Source organism: Rhizobium sp. BK399, from assembly GCF_014194695.1.
Classification (GTDB): Bacteria; Pseudomonadota; Alphaproteobacteria; order Rhizobiales; family Rhizobiaceae; genus Rhizobium.
Genome location: NZ_JACIAH010000001.1, coordinates 952,347 through 970,274, shown reverse-complemented (window position 1 = coordinate 970,274; position 17,928 = coordinate 952,347). Strand labels below are relative to the sequence as shown.

At 60.3% G+C, this 17,928-nt stretch carries 16 protein-coding genes; 6 read left to right on the top strand and 10 right to left on the bottom strand.

The annotated features are described in order from the left end of the window. Positions 1–13 precede the first annotated feature (13 nt). Positions 14–418: a hypothetical protein gene (locus FHT97_RS04815; protein ID WP_183860258.1), complete on the top strand. Its 405-nt coding sequence runs from the start codon at positions 14–16 to the stop codon at positions 416–418. Between the two features lie 112 nt (positions 419–530). Here FHT97_RS04815 and FHT97_RS04810 read toward each other — a convergent pair whose 3' ends face one another. After that, a complete protein-coding gene (locus FHT97_RS04810) occupies positions 531–737 on the bottom strand; it encodes a hypothetical protein (protein ID WP_016552716.1) in 207 nt (68 codons plus the stop codon). A 235-nt stretch (positions 738–972) separates the two neighbouring features. On the opposite strand from FHT97_RS04810, the gene FHT97_RS04805 reads away from it, so the two are divergent. Together FHT97_RS04805 and FHT97_RS04800 are read left to right on the top strand one after the other, a co-directional pair. After that, on the top strand, positions 973–1,398 hold the full coding sequence (locus FHT97_RS04805) for an OsmC family protein (protein WP_183860256.1): 426 nt from the start codon (positions 973–975) through the stop codon (positions 1,396–1,398). 147 nt (positions 1,399–1,545) lie between these two features. Beyond that, positions 1,546–2,442, top strand: coding sequence for a DMT family transporter (locus FHT97_RS04800; RefSeq protein ID WP_183860254.1), 897 nt, complete (start codon positions 1,546–1,548; stop codon positions 2,440–2,442). 6 nt (positions 2,443–2,448) lie between these two features. Here the strand turns inward: FHT97_RS04800 and FHT97_RS04795 are convergent, their stop codons facing one another. The 7 genes from FHT97_RS04795 to FHT97_RS04765 form a co-directional block, all read right to left on the bottom strand. Further along, on the bottom strand, positions 2,449–3,468 hold the full coding sequence (locus tag FHT97_RS04795) for a polysaccharide pyruvyl transferase family protein (protein ID WP_183752738.1): 1,020 nt from the start codon (positions 3,466–3,468) through the stop codon (positions 2,449–2,451). Between the two features lie 42 nt (positions 3,469–3,510). Further along, on the bottom strand, positions 3,511–5,001 hold the full coding sequence (locus FHT97_RS04790) for a lipopolysaccharide biosynthesis protein (protein ID WP_016552720.1): 1,491 nt from the start codon (positions 4,999–5,001) through the stop codon (positions 3,511–3,513). A gap of 67 nt (positions 5,002–5,068) precedes the next feature. Further along, positions 5,069–5,986, bottom strand: coding sequence for a glycosyltransferase family 2 protein (locus FHT97_RS04785; protein WP_183752736.1), 918 nt, complete (start codon positions 5,984–5,986; stop codon positions 5,069–5,071). Between the two features lie 722 nt (positions 5,987–6,708). Further along, the gene (locus FHT97_RS04780) at positions 6,709–8,331 is read right to left on the bottom strand and encodes a VOC family protein (protein WP_183860252.1); all 1,623 of its coding nucleotides are present in this window, start codon (positions 8,329–8,331) and stop codon (positions 6,709–6,711) included. Beyond that, positions 8,328–9,944, bottom strand: a complete 1,617-nt coding sequence (locus FHT97_RS04775; protein WP_183860250.1) for a response regulator — start codon at positions 9,942–9,944, stop codon at positions 8,328–8,330. The genes FHT97_RS04780 and FHT97_RS04775 overlap by 4 nt, the downstream gene beginning before the upstream one ends. Continuing rightward, positions 9,937–10,374: a response regulator gene (locus FHT97_RS04770; protein ID WP_183752730.1), complete on the bottom strand. Its 438-nt coding sequence runs from the start codon at positions 10,372–10,374 to the stop codon at positions 9,937–9,939. Before FHT97_RS04770 ends, FHT97_RS04775 begins: the two co-directional genes overlap by 8 nt. Continuing rightward, positions 10,361–12,508: a PAS domain-containing sensor histidine kinase gene (locus FHT97_RS04765; protein WP_183860248.1), complete on the bottom strand. Its 2,148-nt coding sequence runs from the start codon at positions 12,506–12,508 to the stop codon at positions 10,361–10,363. Before FHT97_RS04765 ends, FHT97_RS04770 begins: the two co-directional genes overlap by 14 nt. A 169-nt stretch (positions 12,509–12,677) precedes the next feature. On the opposite strand from FHT97_RS04765, the gene FHT97_RS04760 reads away from it, so the two are divergent. The 3 genes from FHT97_RS04760 to FHT97_RS04750 all read left to right on the top strand — a co-directional run bounded on the left by FHT97_RS04760 (position 12,678) and on the right by FHT97_RS04750 (position 14,518). Next, on the top strand, positions 12,678–13,052 hold the full coding sequence (locus FHT97_RS04760; protein ID WP_183752726.1) for a response regulator: 375 nt from the start codon (positions 12,678–12,680) through the stop codon (positions 13,050–13,052). A 312-nt stretch (positions 13,053–13,364) separates the two neighbouring features. Then, positions 13,365–14,069 carry a helix-turn-helix transcriptional regulator gene (locus tag FHT97_RS04755; protein WP_183752724.1) on the top strand — a complete coding sequence of 235 codons (705 nt, stop codon included), beginning with the start codon at positions 13,365–13,367 and terminating at the stop codon, positions 14,067–14,069. A 14-nt stretch (positions 14,070–14,083) separates the two neighbouring features. Beyond that, a complete protein-coding gene (locus FHT97_RS04750) occupies positions 14,084–14,518 on the top strand; it encodes a response regulator (RefSeq protein WP_183860246.1) in 435 nt (144 codons plus the stop codon). A gap of 8 nt (positions 14,519–14,526) precedes the next feature. On the opposite strand, the gene FHT97_RS04745 is transcribed toward FHT97_RS04750, so the two are convergent. After that, a complete protein-coding gene (locus FHT97_RS04745; RefSeq protein ID WP_183860244.1) occupies positions 14,527–15,234 on the bottom strand; it encodes an ATP-binding protein in 708 nt (235 codons plus the stop codon). An 85-nt stretch (positions 15,235–15,319) separates the two neighbouring features. Then, positions 15,320–17,875, bottom strand: coding sequence for a protein translocase subunit SecD (gene secD / locus FHT97_RS04740; protein ID WP_183860242.1), 2,556 nt, complete (start codon positions 17,873–17,875; stop codon positions 15,320–15,322). Between the last annotated feature and the right edge of the window lie 53 nt (positions 17,876–17,928).

The following is a 17,928-nucleotide window of genomic DNA, read 5'->3' as shown; positions in this document are numbered from 1 at the left end:
AGGGGGATACTCTATGCCACGCATCTCGCAGCTATACTTTAAGACCGCAATTCTATTTCTGATTATCGGCATTGTCATGGGTCTCAACATGGCGATCTCCCAAGATCACACCGTCATCGGCGCCCATGCGCACTGTAATCTGTTAGGCTGGGTGACCATGGCGATCTTCGGCGGTTACCATGCGCTCAATCCACAGAAGGCGGAGACGCGCCTGGCCATGATCCAGTACTACGTCTACACGGCCGGCATCGTCCTTATGGTGCCGTCGCTCTATCTCATGCTGCAGGGCAATGCGGCGATGGAGCCGATCGTCGCGCTCGCTTCTGTCGTCACCTTTGTGGGCGTCTTGCTCTTCGCGTTCATCATCTTCTCGAGCGGAAAAGTCGTCGTCACACCGTCGGCACCCTCGTATCGCTGACATCACCCAACGCGGTGTTCGGCGGGGCGTGATCGCCTTGCCGAACGCTCTTGGTGCAGATATCCGCTCGTGATCTCAGGCTCTGACGGTGTGGTGCCGTCGGACCGGAGCTTCAGTGGATGATCTGTATGCGGATCTGTTCCTTGGCCGCGTAGTCATGGCAATCGCTGGCGGCGTCGCCGACAAAGATCACGTCGCCGTCGGAATCGAAAAGACCCCAGCAGGGGTCTTCGTCGACATAGACTTTTCTGACGTAGCCGAAGGGCTCGGCATCGATGATAACGCTGGGTGCAACAGGAACAGCCGCAAGTGCTCGCATGGATAACTCCAATGAGTCGTTTCTGTTTTAGTGCATTTGCATATTGCGCCTTGAAGCTGACTCGGAGCTATCCTCAGAAATCGGGATGGGAAACTGAGGTTGACGAGCGGGCCGATTGTCGCCGGCCGAATCACTTTTGATTGTCTGTTCCCGCCGCGAGCAGATCAAATGCGCGTTGCCGCGGCGGTTCAAAATCCCTATCTAGAGCAGGCTATCATCACCAAAGGATTTTCCCATGGCCGACCTCAAGGCGCGCCCCCGTCCCGTTGGCGCAACCGCCGTTCTCGGCCGCACCGGCTTTCCGCATGTCACGTCGGCCACTAAGGGCGAGTTGCATATCGTCACCGGCGCTTCGCAGCCTGGTTTCAATCCGCTGGACCTTCTATATGCGTCGCTGTCGGCCTGCCTGGTCCTCAGCGCCCGCATCGCTGCGAGCCAGATGGGCATTCTCGACCGCGTAACCGAGATCACTGCAGACGTGACGGGCGAGAAGGCAAGCGAGGGTCCGTCGCGGGTTCAGGCATTCAACATTGCCTTCGCGATCAAGGGTGACATCGACGAAGAGACGCGCTTGAAGATCGCTCATGCGGCCGAAGAGATCTGTACGGTCAGCAACACCATCCGCGGGACGCCCGAATTCTCGACCGTCGTTTCCGGTTGATGGGCGCAGTGCTGCAAATGCGCATCGGCGGACAATAAGATTACGCTTTTGCCTACCCTTGTCGCTCCTCGGCTATCCACTCGGTACAGCTTCTGATAGGCCCGTTCCGTCGCCTGTCTCCAGGCGGCTCAGAAAGCATCGAGAGTCATGTCGCAGGCCGCTTCCACAATCGCAGACCCCCCTACCTCCAACCGGTTGGCTCTTGCCGCCCTGATCCTCGGCGGCGCGGCGATCGGCGGCTCGCCTATCTTCGTTCGGCTGTCGGAAGTAGGCCCAATGGCAACCGCCTTCTGGCGCGTGGCGCTTGCCCTGATCCCGCTCTTCATTTTTTCGCTTGCCAAGGGCAAGAACGCCGGCCCGAAGCCTGAAAAACTCTCGGATTATGCCCTGCTGATCCTGCCGGGCGTGGTTCTCGCGATGGATCTGGCGGCCTGGCATCTCTCCATCACCATGACGTCGGTGGCCAATGCGACGCTGCTTGCCAATCTTGCCCCCGTCTTCGTCACGGTGATCGGGCTTCTCTTTTTCGGCGCGTCCGTCACCCGTGTGTTCGTTCTCGGGCTGATATTGGCGCTTGCAGGCGTGGTCATCCTGAAGGGAGGCCCTGCGGCACTCGGCAATGGCGACCTGCGTGGCGACGGTGTGGCGGTCATCGCCGCCGTCTTCTATGCCGGTTACATCCTGGCGATCGGCAAGCTTCGCAGCCGTTTCGATACTGTCCGTATCATGCTCTGGAGCACGGCATCCGCCGCTGTCTGCATCTTTCCGCTTGGATTCTTCTACGAAGGCCACATGCTGCCGCCGACGGCCTATGGTTGGGCAATCGTCTTCGGCCTTGCCTTCGTCAGTCACGCGGGAGGGCAGATGGCCATCGCCTACGCGCTCGCCTATCTGCCAGCCGCCTTCTCCTCACTGACGCTGCTGCTGCAGCCGGTGGTGGCGGCAATCCTCGCCTGGGTGCTGCTCAGCGAGCCGATCGGTCCGATGCAGGCGATCGGCGGCATTGTGGTGCTCGCCGGGATTCTGGTTGCCCGGCGAGGCTGATCTCAATCAGGCGACCGCTGCAGGAGCGACACGTCGCGCATCGAGGATCGCAAGCGCCTCGTCGACTGTCGAGGCAAGTTCCGCCTTGTCGCTGTTGCAGGTGCCCCAGGCCGCGATGAAGCTGCTGGTCTTGCCATAGCTGTTATCGAGAACGCAGTGATCCGCGCCGAGAAGCACGCACATGATGTGTCCGTGCATACGGTCGGTAATGACCTGGCGTGCCGAGCCCAATAGAGCCACGCCGCGGTCGAAACGCTGCTGCGCCCGTTCGCGATAGGCTAGCTCCGTCATCCGCGCGCGACCGCCGATGCGGCCGGTCAGAAGGCCCTTCAGGATCGCGGCGTGCTTCGTCTGGCGCTGGAAATCGGCAGGCTCGTCGGGCCAGTCCGATTTCACGGTGCCCGGACGCAAGGTTGCTGCTGTCAAGTCCTGTGCGGTACCGACCTCCTGGTCCTCGCGCAGATTGAGCAGCAGTTCGTGCTGCGGCGTCGGTCGAGCGACCGGACCGATGCAGAAGGCCATGTCGGGGCAAAGGCGCGTTTCGCACTGGAACCAGCGCTGGGCAAATTCCAGGCTTCGCTGGTCGCGGACGAGCAGCGTGAACTGACCGTGACGCTCGATCGCGCGCGCGGTGCTGTCGACGTTCGCCTGTTCCTTGAAATGAATGGTCTGCGGCATCTGCACGATCGGCCGGCCCTTGTGCTTGTCGAGCAGACCTTCGCGGAACTGGCGGTAGCCGGCCCAGATGTCACCGAAATTGCCGCCGCCGTGCAGGAAGATGCGACCGTTGCCGATCGCGCTGAGCATCCGGCCTTCATCGTAGGTCGGGATCTCGGTCACGTAGGTCGGACGGGTGCGCTTCCGGTCAAAATAGGCCAGTTCGCCAAGCCAGATGGCACTGTCGCCGATGTTGTAGTGGTTCGGGAAGTCGAGAAGCGCAAAACGCTCGGACGGATCAAAGAGATCGGAAAGGCAATTGGCGATCACACCCTGAAGACGGTTGATGATCGTAATATTGGATTCCATGGAATGCTCCTTGTTTGCGGACACTTGGGTCCATGCAAGCGGCTAGGCTTCGGCCTGTTTGCGGAATGGGTTGAGGGACATGGCAAGCGCGATGTACGGACGGATGACCGAGCGGCCGAAGATCGGCAGGAAGGCGAGGTAAATCAGTCCGCCGAGACCGATGCTGAGGCCGAGCGCCAGCCAGCGGTTTTGAATATGTGCGAGGATGACTGGATGTGCGAACCAGACGCAGACCGCCATCAGCGCCGCGCCGCAGAAGGGCAGGGCGACAGCCTTCAACGTGCTCTTGGCGTCGATATGCGCATATCGTGCAAGCACATATTGCTGATAGGGCATCGTCAGCCAGGCCCGCAATGTGTAGCCCGCGGCAACGGCCACGACGCCGTAGGGGACGAGCAGCCAGGTGAGGATCAACGTCGTCGCGAGCTGCAGGGCAGCGACGGACAGGATCGATTCCGCCCGGTTGACCGCAGAAAGCGCCGACGAGGCGAAGAAGTTCATGACGAAGGGAACCGCCATCAGCACGAGAACGGTGGCGATATCGCCGGCATTGCCCCACTTGTCGCCGAAGAGCAGGGCGATCATGTCGTTGGACAGAGCGCCGAAGCCGAGCAGCAGCGGGATGGTTCCGAGCGCGGCAGCGCCGACGATCTTGTTATAGGCATTGCGAAAGGCCGTGTGGTCGTTCTGCAGGCGCGACAGCGTCACGAGCGACACGCTGCCGATCGGCGCCAGCACCGCTTGGCCGATCAGCTCGATCAGTCGCCAGGCAATGCGGTAGCGGCCGACTTCGACCGGGCCGAACCAGCGCGAAATGAAGATGTCCTGCACGCGGGCAAGCAGCATCCACATCAGCTGGGTGACCACGAGGCTGATGCTGAAGAGGAAAACGGACCGGAACATCGGCACGTTGAAGCGAAACTTCGGCATCCAGGGATAGTAGAACCAGCCGAGGAGCACGGTCACGGCAGCGTTGACCGCGGTCTGCGCCACGAGCGCCCAGACGCCCCAGCCGAGGAAGGCGCAGACGACGGCGGTGATGCCGGACAGCAGGCTGGCGGCGATCGCCTGCCCGGCAAGGCTCTTGTGGCCGAACTCGCGGGCAAGGCGGGCATTGTGGATGACTGCCAGCGAGGAAATCGGAAGCAGTGGCGCCAGCCAGCGTAGAATGCCTGAGACCGATGGGTCGCGCACCAGATCGCCGTAGTAGGGCGCGAAGAAGAACACCAGCGAGGCAACGATGCCGCTGAAGGCGATCGTCGCCCAGAAGGCCGTGTCGGCAAGCTCCTCGTCGAGATCGAGCTGGCGCGTGACGGCATCGCCGAGGCCCGCATAAGCCAACACGCGGCCGATTTCCACGAACAGGCTCGCAAGCGCGAAGGTCCCGAAATCGCCCGGCCCGAGAATGCGCGCCAGGATGACGAAGATCACAAAGGTTGCGATCGTGCTCCAGGCCACGCGGACGACCGACCAAAGGACGGAGAGCGCGGTTTTCTTCTTAAGCTCGGCGTGCGCAATTGCCGTATCGGCCATGCATTATCCAATCGAATCTGGCTCGCGATCGGTCTCGCGTGTTTCCGTTGACGGTGAGGCGGGCGCCCTAGGCGGGCTGCTTTGCCTTCGGCGCCCGCCAGTAGGCGAGCATGCCGGTCAGGTTGTCACGAAGCTGGCTGCGATAGGTCAGGCCAAGGTCCTCGTTGAGTTTCTGGCGCCCCATGGCTTCCATGAGCGCCTGGCGGATTTCCCAGCGCAACATGCCGCGCATGTTCGAGCGACGATCGAAGAGATATTTGGCGTACAGCGCTCCGTTGCCGAAGGCGTAGCCGGTCTGCAGGCGCTTGATATCAGCGAGATCACGCCGTCCATGAAAGTGCTTGACGGCAAAATCGGGCAGATATTCGACGCGCACGCCGGCATTGAAGGCGCGGTGGACATAATCCGTGTCTTCGCCGGAGCGGAAAGGCGTGCCGGCCCCGAAACGCGTGTCGAAGAGGCCGATCCTTTCGACCAGGCCATGCGGAAACGCCATGTTGGCGCCATGAATGAAGCCGCCGGCGTGCAAGTCGCTGGTCAGCACCGCGGGTTCCATCTCAGGCTTGATCGTCACCGGCAGGTCGCGGGCATCACCGAGTTCGATCCGTCCACCGCGCATGACCATCTCGGTATCCGAGCTGAAAAGCGCCGCAAGCGTCGTGAAATAGTCTGGGAAAATCTCGCAGTCGTCGTCGGTAAAGGCAAGGATGCGGCCCCTCGCGGCGTTCAGGCCCGTGTTGCGGGCAACGGCGAGGCCGGGCTTCGCTTCGTAGATCAAGTTGGTCTTGATCGGCGCGGTCGACGCCCATTGGCGAACGACGTCCGACGTCTCGTCCGTGGATCCATTGTCCACGAAGACCAGCTCAACTCTCAGATAGTCTGCCTGCCGGGCGGCAACAGACACGGCATCCAGGCAGTTCGTCAGTCCATAGGCCCGATTTCTCGACGAGATAATCAGGCTGATGTCCACGGGCCGAGGAGGCATGCAATTTCCCCTTCTGCGATCGATGTCGAGGCGAGGATAGGGCTGAGACCCCGCTTCGGCAAGGAGCTTTTTGCGCTGCAGCAAAATAGAACAGTTGGAGCAGTTCGCAGACGAATGTGGTAATTTCTTGCCTCAAGAAGACAGAAAATAAATACAAATATAGATTTTGTCACAAATCAAAGTTAATCGTAAAAATAACAATGAAAAATAATCTTATGTAGTTCTATCTAAGCACCAAAGAATTTTTAGCTTGCCAAAATTAAAGAAGATTGGCGTGGCTTCGGTTGTTTCTATAGTATTCCCCTGTCAAAATGCAATAAGAAGTATTTTGTCGATAAGTGCTTGCAATAATCGTTGCGGCAGTCGGTAGTCCTTAACAGAAACGATCACAAACACCCTTCTGGGTAGCATTGGCCATTGCCAACGGCATGGCGCGATCACTGTGCAGATTCGAGAATAGATAGCCATCGGATCTGTTGGAGTGCCATTTCGCATGTCTTCATCGTCGTCTCATGCCGCCAACGTAGTGTTGTCCGCTACCGCCGCTGTGCGGACGTTAAAACACTACTCTGCCAACAACTGGCAAAACTGCGGGCGCCTGGGCATGGGTCGGAGCACGCGGGCAAACGCCTTGCTCGCAAGGGGGCTATTATCCCCAGTTATACCAAGGCGCTGTAGCCGAATCGCTCGACGCTGATGCCCTTCGCCACAAGGCGCTCTGCTCAGTTGATTTGCTGCGACAGCCATTTCTGGATGATCGAGACGTCCCCCTCTCCGAGGTCGTGTCCGCCGGAGATGACATCCGAATCGACTGTCGCGCCCGATTGCTTGAGGCGCGTTTCGAGTTCGTTCGCATACTTTCCGTAGGCATCCGTCTTTCCGCTGATAACAAGAAGATCCGTGCCTTTTAGATCGGCATGCGGATAGGTCTTCAAAACAGGCATGGAGCGCAACAGCACCGCACGGTGCACCAGATTCGGATGCAGATAGAGCAACGAGTTGAGCAGGTTCGCGCCATTGGAATAGCCGACATAGACGATCTTCTTGGGATCTAGACCGTATGACGACACGGCGCCCTCGATAAAGGCGGCGAAGGCCTCTGCTTCGCTCTTGATGTCATCCTGGTCGAAGGAGAACGGCGTGATGCGCTTGTACCAGCGCGGGATGCCTTCCTCGGTCGCCCGTCCGCGCACACCAAGCAGCGTGGCACGCGGGGCAGCCTCATGCAGGAGCGGCATCAGCGTTGTTTCGTTACCGCCCGAACCGTGCAACAGCACGAACACGCTGCCGTCAGGATTTGGCGGCGTATAGAAGCGGTGCACGAAAGGCAGGTCGCGATAATTGACGCGCGGCTCGCCCGGCATCGAAAACTGCGGCAGCACGACCTTGAGGTCCTTGAGGTCAGTGATCGGATCCTTGGGGACGAAGAGCTTGGTGCCGAGTGTGGCCTGCGGCTCGTCCACCATCATACCGGGCTTGTCAGTCGCCAGTTCGATTAGCGTGCCGCCCGGCTCGCGGGCGTAGAGCGATTCGAAATATTTGCGATCGTGCAGGTTCGTCGCTGCCGCGCCGCCATCCTTCAGCGCATCGTGTACCTTATGGAGCTGCTTTTCGTTGGCGGCGCGGAAAGCGACGTGGTCGGCAGTCCCTGTGCCCGGCGCGCCGGCCCAGAAGCCCTGAGCGTTTCTGACGTCGACAATATCGCCCGATTCAGAGACAAGCCGTTCGATGTTGCCGCGGCTCTCCTGGAAGCGATAGCCGAAATGCCGCTCCACGAAGTCACGGCTTTCGGCCGGTTTTTCCGTCAGCATGGTAACGCCGCGCACCCGCTGCACGGCATGCTCGATCGGCACGCCGGCGCCATCCCAGGCGGCCGGGGACTTCAGATTACGAGCACCGGCAAGCTTGACGATGATGTTGTCGGGGTCTTTCAGCCGCAGCACGGGTTCGCCAAACTCGTCGGCCGGACCTTCGGAGCGAAACCCGAAACTCATAGAGCGGGTGAGCCAATAACCGATACTGGAGGGATCGATGGCAAGCGAGAGTTCGCCGATCTGGCTATGGCCGACACGACCGGGCGAACCATCCTCCCAGACGAGGAAGGTCACCAACGAGCCGGGGCTGCCCACGGTGTCTCCGTAGAACAGATGAAGCTGCGTGGCGTCTTCGAAGCCCGCGGTCTGCTTGACCAGCCGCATGCCGAGAAACCCCGCGTAGAAATCCACGTTGGCCTGTACCTTTCGGGTCAGAAGGGTCACGTGATGGATGCCAGATACCATTGAGTTCAGTCCGGATGGCGTGGAGGGCGTCGTAAGCGCCAGAATCAGTGCGAGTATAAACGTCATGCCGTTACAATTGGAGTTTGCCTCGAAGGTTCCGCATAAAGAACTAGGCTATCTCCGCGCGGCTTCAAATCCAAACTGTCCAGTCCGGCCAAGGCCTCCTGAAACTGTTGGAGGGTTGGCGGCTTGGTCATGTAGGCGCTAGCGCCAAGTCTTTTTGCCTGCTGGATGTCGCTTTCGTCGCTAGAAGTGCTCAGGATGCAAACCGGAATGGTCTTCAGCCGCGCGTCCGCCGAAAGCGCCCCGAGAACCTCGAAACCGTCCATGATCGGCATGTTGATGTCGAGCAGCATGAGGTCGATTCCAGGGATGCCATCTGATGTCGCCCGCTCCTGCAGTAGTCGCATGGCATCGCGGCCGTTGCCGGCGACATGGAGGTTGAAGTTCACCTTGGCGCGTTGCATCAGCTTGATCTTCAGCAGTTGAACGTCCGCAGGGCTATCCTCGACGAGTAGAACCTCGGCAAGCCTGGGCGAGCCTTCGGGTGCTGGCGACAACACATTGGCAGCATGTCCATACGGCACATTTGCCGAAGCGGAGGCAGCGGGTCTGGCAAGCGGCAATTCGACGACGAAGGTCGAACCGGTGGCCTGCCTGCTTTCGCACCAGATCGCGCCGCCATGCAGCTGCGCGATGCGCCGGCAGATTGCAAGTCCGAGCCCCGTGCCCTCGATGCCGCGTCCCACCAGTCGTTTGAACGGCTGGAAGATGACCTCGCGATGCTCCGCGTCGATACCTGGACCGTTGTCCTGGACGGCTAGGCGGCATATCTCACCATCGCTTGCCGCGGAGACATGGATTTCTGGCCGATCGACGCAGTAGCGGATTGCATTCGAGACGACGTTCTGCAGCAACTGCACCAATAGCGTTGTATCGCCCATTACTTCGGGCAGGTCGCCATAGGAAAGCGACGCGCCGGAACTGGCGATCTGTTCACGAAGGTTGCTCTCCACGCGTTCGATCACTGCCGCAAGCGCGATGGGCTTCAACTCCAGCTCGCCCGAAACCTCGAGCTTGGTAAAGCCGGAAACCTTTACGATGAGATCTTCCATGTGACCCGCTGCCCCGACGACGTAGTCCAGCAATTCGCGGTCCTCGTCTGACAACGTCGGGGAAACCTGCAGGATCTTGCTGAACGACCGGATCGTGCGCAGCGGCTCCTTCAGGTCATGCGCCATCGCGCGGGTAAAGATTTCCAGCGACTGCCGCTTCTGCTCCAGCTTGGCTTCGAGGTCGCCATGCATGATGGCGTTCTGGATGCACCAATGAAGAGTTTGCGGGGAGAGCGAATCCTTCGTCAGGTAGTCGCGAGCTCCGGCCTTCATCACCTCGACGGCGATGGTTTCGCTTCCTTGGCCGGTCAGCATGACGACGTTTGCGGTCGGATCCTGTTTCAGGATTTCTTCCAGCACGCCGATGCCGTCGCGGCCGGGCAGAGAGTAGTCCAGCAAGATGCAGTCAGGACGTTTCTGAAGGCTAAGTGCGACTCCCTCGTCGCCGCTTTCGGCCTCGCGAACACTGTAGTGGGCCTCGGACACCCGCGAGAGCATGCGTCGATAGAAATCGCGGTCGTCGACGTTGTCATCGACGATGAGTATGGCGCAGTCGTCAGCCACGGTCGTCCCCATCGGCGGGTAGGATGGCGATCTCGAACCAGTATTCCTTCAGCCGTTGTATGGCGGCGAAGAGGCCATCGAGATCCACCGGCTTCTGCACATAGGTATTGGCGCCGAGCGCATAGCACCCTTCGATGTCGCGCTCGTCGTCGGATGTCGTAAGGATCACGACCGGGATCTTGCGCCATTCCGGATTAGATTTGATCGCCTCCAGCGTCTTGCGGCCGTCGAGGCCCGGCATGTTCAGATCCAACAGGATCAGGCCGGGTCGCGGCATCATGGCGGCCAGCGCTTCCAGGGCATCCTGCCCCGACGCTGCCCAGCGGATAGGATTCTTCAGCTTGGCACGCTGAAAGGCGCGCAGCGTTGCCTCGAAATCGTCTTCGCTGTCCTCGACGATGAGGATCGGCTGTGATTCACGCTGTGGCATTCTGGTCCTCTCTTTTGTGGCCCAAGGTGAAGTAGAAGGTCGTTCCACGCCCCACCTCGGACTCCAGCCAGATATCGCCCTCATGCCGGGCGATGATCTTGCGCACGAAGGTCAGCCCGGCTCCGGTACCGTCGTCGGAATCCTTAGGCTTTTCCAGCCGTTTGAAAATACGAAAAATGTCTTCGTGGAACTCAGCCGGAATGCCCTTCCCATTGTCCCTGACGAAGAAGACGTCGCGTGCCGAAGTGCCATCATTGCCCGTGAATTGCTGGAGATGTCCGATTGTTACGATGGGGTCGGGCTTGTCGTTGTACTTGACAGCATTGGTGATCAGGTTGCGGTAGACCTCCGTCAGCCGCAGAGCATCGCAGACGATCTCCGGCAGGCGACCTTCGACCTGAACCTTGGCATGGCGCTCCTCCAGATAGAGTTCCATGGTCGAAACGACGTCCCCGACGATCGCGTTGACATCGCTGCGCTTGATTGCCAGCTGCTGCCGCCCGATGCGCGAAAAATAGAGGAGGTCGTTGACAAGCTTCTCCATCCGCTGGCTAAGGAGAACGAGCCGGTTGAGACGCCTGGTGCCGTCCTCGTCGAGCTGGCTTTGATAGTCTTCCAGGAGAAAACGGGAGTGATTGTGCAGACCGCGCAGGGGCTCCTTGAGGTCATGCGAGGCGATGTAGGCGAACTCGTCGAGATCCGCATTGCTGCGCTCTAGATCGGCCGTATAGGCCTGCAATTGGCGAAACATCGTCTTCAGCTGCTCCTCATGCGCGACGCGATCGCTAATGTCGCGAAGGATGCCGACGAAGGTAATGGTCGTGTCCGTTGCCAACCGACTCACTGAGAGATCGAGAGGAAATACCTCGCCGCCCTTGCGTCTGCCGGAAACGGACCGCGTTGTTCCGAGGATATGCTTTTCGCCGGTCCGGGCGTACCGAGCAAGATAGCTCTCATGCTCGGAATGATAGGGCTCCGGCATCAGCAGTCGAACGTTCTGGCCGATAGCTTCTTTGGCGGCATAGCCAAACATTTTCTCCGCTGCCGGATTGAACAGCGAGATTAAGCCTTCCGCGTTTATGGCGATCACGGCGTTCGGCGTGTTTCTGATGACGCTGTCGAAGCGAATGCGCTCCGCATTCAGGCTGCTGTCCTTGCGGAGAAAATAGAAGACGAGCAGGGCGACCAGCCACAGCGTCGCTATGGTGATGGCCCGGTTGGTGGCCTCGTACCAGTAGCCTGCGCCCGCCCGATCGACCGCAAAGAACCCGAGTGACACGAGAACGGAACAAGCAAACGCGAAGGAAAAGGGTGCATTCTTGTTGCCGAACCACAAGGAGGCGAGCACGAGAGGCACATAGAGAATGCCGTTGGCCACGCCGAGCGGCGTATAGAGATCGACGAATAAGCCGGTAAGGCAAACGACTGCCGGCAACCAGATCGGCATGCGGCCGCGACTTTCCGGATTCAGCCACCAGGAGCGTGCCAGCATCGCCGACCCGAACAGCACCAGCCCAGCCGCGGTATGGACGGCCATGCCGATATTGGCACCCCATTGGTATCCTTGCTCAGACCGCGTCGCATAGCCGGCAAGCGCTGCCATGCCGAGCCCGATGACGACGTAGCCGACAAGCTCCTGCACAAGCTGTGTTCGCTCCGCTCGCCCGGAGAGCGCGAAAGCGAGCGAGAGGTTGGCGACGAAGAAGATGACCGCCGTATTCGGGGCCATGCCGCGATTGACCCTCGCGGTAAAGGCGGGGTCAACGATCAGGCTTGCGAGAAAGCGCTCGACGATCTGCGCCTGATTTCCGACAAACAGGATCTCGATCAGCCGCTGTCCGCTCATCGCTGCCGCAAGGCTGAAGAGCAGGAATGCCAGCATGTGACCGCGGTGACCGGGTTGAACGGAGGAGATGAGACCGAGCCCGGAGAGCGCAAAGCATAGGGCCGTGTTCAGGGCCATTGACGAGAAGCCGGGCAGCACTGAGAGAATACTCTGGACCTGCGCGATCCAGGCGACGATCACGACCGCGCCGAGCGCAACGAGGAGGGCGCTGATCGCTATAACAACGAACCGGTACTGCCGTTGGCGGCGTAGTATATCGGCGCTGGCGGCCTCGATCGGCTTTGGCACGCGGTCTCTCCCATTTGCGCGCTCATCTAGTTCTGGAAACTGGGAACTTTCAATATGGTTCGTTGCGGTTACGAGAGCTTTCCCGCGCGCTGCAGGGATGGCGTATTTCGGTTTTCCCGCCACCCGATCCTAAGGCATAGTGGCAGCCTCATGGTTCGAACGGATCGATATGCCGACGGTATTCTACGTAGATGACAACGCCGACGACCTCTTCTACGCCGATTATGTGCGCAAGAAGCAGCAGGTTGGCGTCACGCTCCTATGCTTCTCCAAGGCTGAGGATGCCGTGCAGGCGCTGGAAGAAACATATGCGAAGCATGAAGAATTGCCGGACGCCCTGATCGTCGATCTCTATATGCCGCTCGACAGCGGCCTCGACCTGATCATGCGACTGCGCGCCGACGCACGGTTTTCGCAGGTTAGGCTCGGTGTTTGCACAGGCTCGGATGCGGATGAGGATCGCCGGCGCGCGCTGGCCGCGGGTGCCGACTTCTATGTCGAGAAACCGATCGATCTCCCGGCCATGGTGGCGCGGATAGGCTGATGTTGGAAGAAAAAGCTGAGAGAGCCGGGCAACCTTAAGTTTGACGCCACAAACACAGCCAACCCCTTGACTGAAAGGCTGCCGGCTCCCTCCAATGCCGCTACGGCACCGCCTTCCGCACTCAAGGGGTGTTGGATGCGGAAAGACAAAAGACTGGGAGGAGACGGCGCGGGCCCCTAATCCGAAGATCGAGGTCTTGTTTCACGCTCTTCCTGCAATAGTCTTGCTGGTGGTAATAACTGTGCCGGTCTAGGACGTGTATCCTTAGATCTAGGGATAAGGCCGCCAAACCCGAGAGGCCCAGGACGTGCAATGAGCAGTGCCGCCGCCATTCCTTTCCATCTCGGACCGGAGCTCGGTCGGGCGATAAACCGCACCGATTTCTTTCGGTTGCTGAAGTCCGCAGCACAGCACTACCGCTTCGACTGCTTCGCCCTGGCGCGTGTCTCCGAAGCTTCGCCACCGTTCAGCAACCGCGAGATCATCATCACAAACGTTGCCGAACGGCGCGTCGCCCTGTTTCTCTACGGCATGCGCCAGGCTCTAGGCCTGCTGAAGACGAAAGCCGCGCAGTTTCTGGCGATGCCGCTCACCGGCAGCGGCAGTTTGCGGGAAGATTACCCGCGCGATCTCGTCCTCAACGAATTTGACAGTAATTCCTTCCTCCTTGTTCCGTTGTTCACTCCGGAGGGCAAGCGCTATTGCGTCGCCTTCAGCGGCAAGCGGGCGGAGCCGGATCAGGGCGAGGTCGCCGAGGTGCTGCTCGACACGATCCGAATCTTCGATAAGTTTTATGAGGAGATCCTGGCGCATGAAATGTCTGCACGTCTTACCCAGCGCGAGACCGAAGTCGTGAAGTGGACCAGTGAGGGCAAGACATCCGCCGATATCGCGATCATCCTTGGCCTGTCGGAACACACGGTCAATTCCCACATAGCGGCCGCCGTGAGAAAGCTTGAGGCTGTCAACCGCGTCCACATGGTCGCAATCGCGCTGAGGATGGGGCTGGTGTCGTGATCGGAGAAACGGGAATGACAGCCGGTGAGGGCCGCAGGGCGGTAAAGGTGCTGTTCGTCGACGACGAGTTCATCGAGTTTCGATCGCTGAAAAAGAAGCTCTCTACGTTGACCGAGCCGCCGGTCGAGATCGACTATGCACAATCGATCGGCGACGCTTTGGGCAAGCTCGGTGGCGACAGGTTCGACCTGATCCTCCTCGACAATCGGCTGCTGCCGAATGCCGATTTTCGCGAAACAATGCCTAAGCTGCGGGGCAGCGGCTATACCGGCCCGATCGGCGTCATTTCCATGGACATCTCGGACGGCTACTTCCAGCAGTTCCCAGACTACGGCGTCGACTTCCGGATCGGCAAGGACGAGATAGACGCAGACACCTTGCAATACATCATCCGCGAATATGTGACCTACAACATGCCCGACATCTGGAAGGACGACTACACCACGTAGCTCGTTTTTTATGCTCGCGAGGCGGGGAGGCGAATGGCAAAGCGACTGCCGCCCGCGTCCGACCGCTCCAGACGAATGCTGCCGCCGAGCGCCCGCAAGATTTCGCGCGAGGCCGTCAGTCCAAGCCCAGGGCCGACCGGCAGGCCCTCCTGCGGCAGCTTCCAGAAAGCATCGAAGATCTTGTCTTGATGAGTCGGGTCAATACCGGGACCGTTGTCGGAAATGCGGATTGTCACTTCGGCGGCTTCCCGCTCGGCTTCGATTGTCACGACCGGAACCAAGCTGCCGCGATGGGTCAGTGCATTGGCAATCACGTTTGTCAGCGCGATCCTGACGATCGCACCATCCGAAACGATCGTCGGGAGGCGATCGTGCTGCAAGGTCGCACCCGATGCGATCACGTCGCTCTCCATAGCGGCCCAGATCTCCCTGACAAGACCGTTTAGATCGATCTCATCCGCGGTCACCTGAGGCATGCTGGTGGCAAAGCCGATCAGCGCCTTTGTCAGTCGCTGCGCCGTCTCTGCTTTATGGAGAATGGTTTGCAGGCTTTGCAACTGCTCGCTGTCGAGCTTGTCACCCAGGTCGTCGAGCAGGATTTCCGCATACATCGCAATATGCCGCAGCGGCGACTGCAGATCGTGCGAGGCGATCGCGAGGAAGCGGCGAATGCGCTCCTCGTTCTCAGTCGATGCAAGCGATTGTTCAGACGACATGCCGCGGAATCTCCTTGCGTCAACATAGAAAGAGGGCGCCGGCTCTGCAACCGGCGCCCTCTTTTCAAGTCACGTCAGCATGTTCTCAGCCCGCGGTCTTGCGCGACTGGCCCTCTTCCGGAGGGATGATCTCCGGCGCGCTTTCTGCGGCCGCGACAGCCTTGCCGTGGCGACGACGCCAGTCGCCGAGGAAGAGCAGGATGGGTGCCGCGATGAAGACGGACGACGCGCCGGCAACGAGGATGCCGAAGACCATCGGGATCGCGAAGCTCGAGACCGCGCTGCCACCCCAGATCGCCATCGGCAGCAGGGCGAGGAAGGCGGTCGCGTTGGTGTAGAGGCTACGTGCCAGCGTCTCGTTGATCGACCGGTCGATGATTTCGCGGAGCGGCATCGACTTGTAGAGGCGCATGTTTTCACGCATGCGGTCATAGACCACGACCTTGTCGTTCACCGAGTAGCCCACCAGCGTGAGGATGGCGGCGATGGCGGTAAGGTTGAAGTCGAGGCCGGTCAACGCGAAGAAGCCGATCGCCTTTGTCACGTCGAGGATGAGCGTGACGATGGCGCCGACTGCAAACGGCCATTCGAAGCGGTACCAGATGTAGAACAGCATCGCGAGGCTGGCGATCACCACCGACAGGATGCCGGCCCAGGCAAGTTCGCCGCTGACCTTCGGACCGATGACGTCGGTGCCGGTGACAGTTGCCGACGGGTCGATCTTGATGATCTCCGCCTTCAGCTTTTCGACGGCTGCCGTCTGGGCTTCTTCACCGCCGTCCTGGCGTTGCGCGCGCACCGCCATGGTGTTGTTGTCACCATAGGACTGCAGCGACACCTCGCCGAGGCCAAGGCTGTTCAAGCCTTCGCGGAAGCGGCCAAGATCGCTGGCTTCCGCGGTCTTCACCGACATCTGGATACCACCGCGGAAGTCGACGCCGTAGTTGAGGCCCGGATGGATGAAGAGGACGACCGAGGCGATCGACAGAAGCGCCGAGACCGTCACGCCGAAGAAGCGAGCCTTCATGAACTGGATGTGGCGGCCGTAAGGGTTGAACATCATCGGGATCAGCGGCTTGATGTTCAAAACCTTCAGCTTACGGCGACGCGTGATCTCGATCATCGTGACGCGAACGAAGGCAACCGACGTGAACATCGAGATGATCAGGCCGAGCGCCATGGTGACCGCGAAGCCACGAACCGGACCGGTGCCGAACCAGAACAGGATCGCCGCTGCGATTAGCGCCGTCATGTTGCCGTCGATAATCGTCGAGTAGGCGCGGCGGAAGCCGGTGTCGATGGCTGCAAAGGCGCTCTTGCCCTTGCGCGTTTCTTCGCGGATGCGCTCGTTAATGAGAACGTTCGCGTCAACCGCAAGACCGATACCGAGAACGACACCTGCGATACCCGGCAGCGTCAGCGTCGCGCCGACGAGCGTCAGCGCCGAGAAGGTCAGGATCGTGTGGATGAGCAGCGCGAAGTTCGCGAGGAAGCCCCACTTGCCGTACAGGATGAAGATGAAGACAGCGACCAGCACGAAGCCGACGAGGCCGGAATAGATACCCATGCGGATAGCGTCCGCACCGAGGTCGGCGCCAACGGTGCGTTCTTCGATGACGGTGAGCTTGGCGGGCAGGGCGCCGGCGCGCAGCATGGCGGCAAGCGTCGTTGCGCTGTCGGCCGAGAAGCTGCCGGAGATCTGGCCGGAGCCGCCGGTGATCGGTTCGCGGATAACAGGCGCGCTCAGCACCTTGTCGTCGAGAACGATGGCAAACGGGTTGCCGACGTTCTGGCGGGTGATGTCGGCGAAGCGGGTTGCGCCGGCGCTGTCGAAGCGGAAGCTAACGACAGGCTCATGCGTGTTCGGATCGAAGGAGACGCGGGCATCCGAGAGGCGGTCGCCCGAGATTTCGACGCGATCGAGAACCGGATAGCTGTTGCCCTGCTCGTCCTTGAGCATCGTCACGCCCGGTCCCGGCTGGTTGTTCGGAGCGAGCATGTGGAAGGACATCTTCGCGGTGGAGCCGAGAAGCTGGCGAAGGCGGGACGGGTCCTGTGCGCCCGGAAGCTGCACGAGAACGCGGTTTCCGCCGATACGCTGGATCGTCGGTTCGGCAACGCCGACCTGGTCAACGCGCTGGCGAATGACTTCAAGGCTCTGCTGGACCGCGGAATCGACGTTGGCTGCGATACCGGCCGGCGAGAAGGCGACGAGGATGTTGCCGCCGCTGGTCGTCACCGCGAGATCGGACTGGCCGGCGCTGAGGCCGGTGGCGATGGCGTTGCCGAGCGTCTTCAGCTGCGTGACGGCTTCGTCGGTCTGGGCAGTATCCGTCAGGGTGACGACGATCTGGTTCTGATTGCGAACAATCGACTTCGTCTGGATATTCTTTTCACGAAGCACGCGACGCGCGTCCTGCAGAAGCGATTGCAGGCGCTCGCGGGTCAGGTCCGCCTCGTCGACTTCGAGAACGAGATGCGAGCCGCCGCGAAGGTCGAGACCGAGGGAAACCCGGTCGTGCGGCAACCACGAGGGCAGGCGGTCGAGGGTGGACTGCGGCAGTGCGTTCGGCAAAGCGATCAGAATGCCGAGGAGAATGATCACCGTATAGGTGAACACCAGCCATGGTGAATTACGCATGTTGTTGTTTATCCTTGATAACGCTTGAGCCTGCGCTCCTCGCGCAGGCGGCG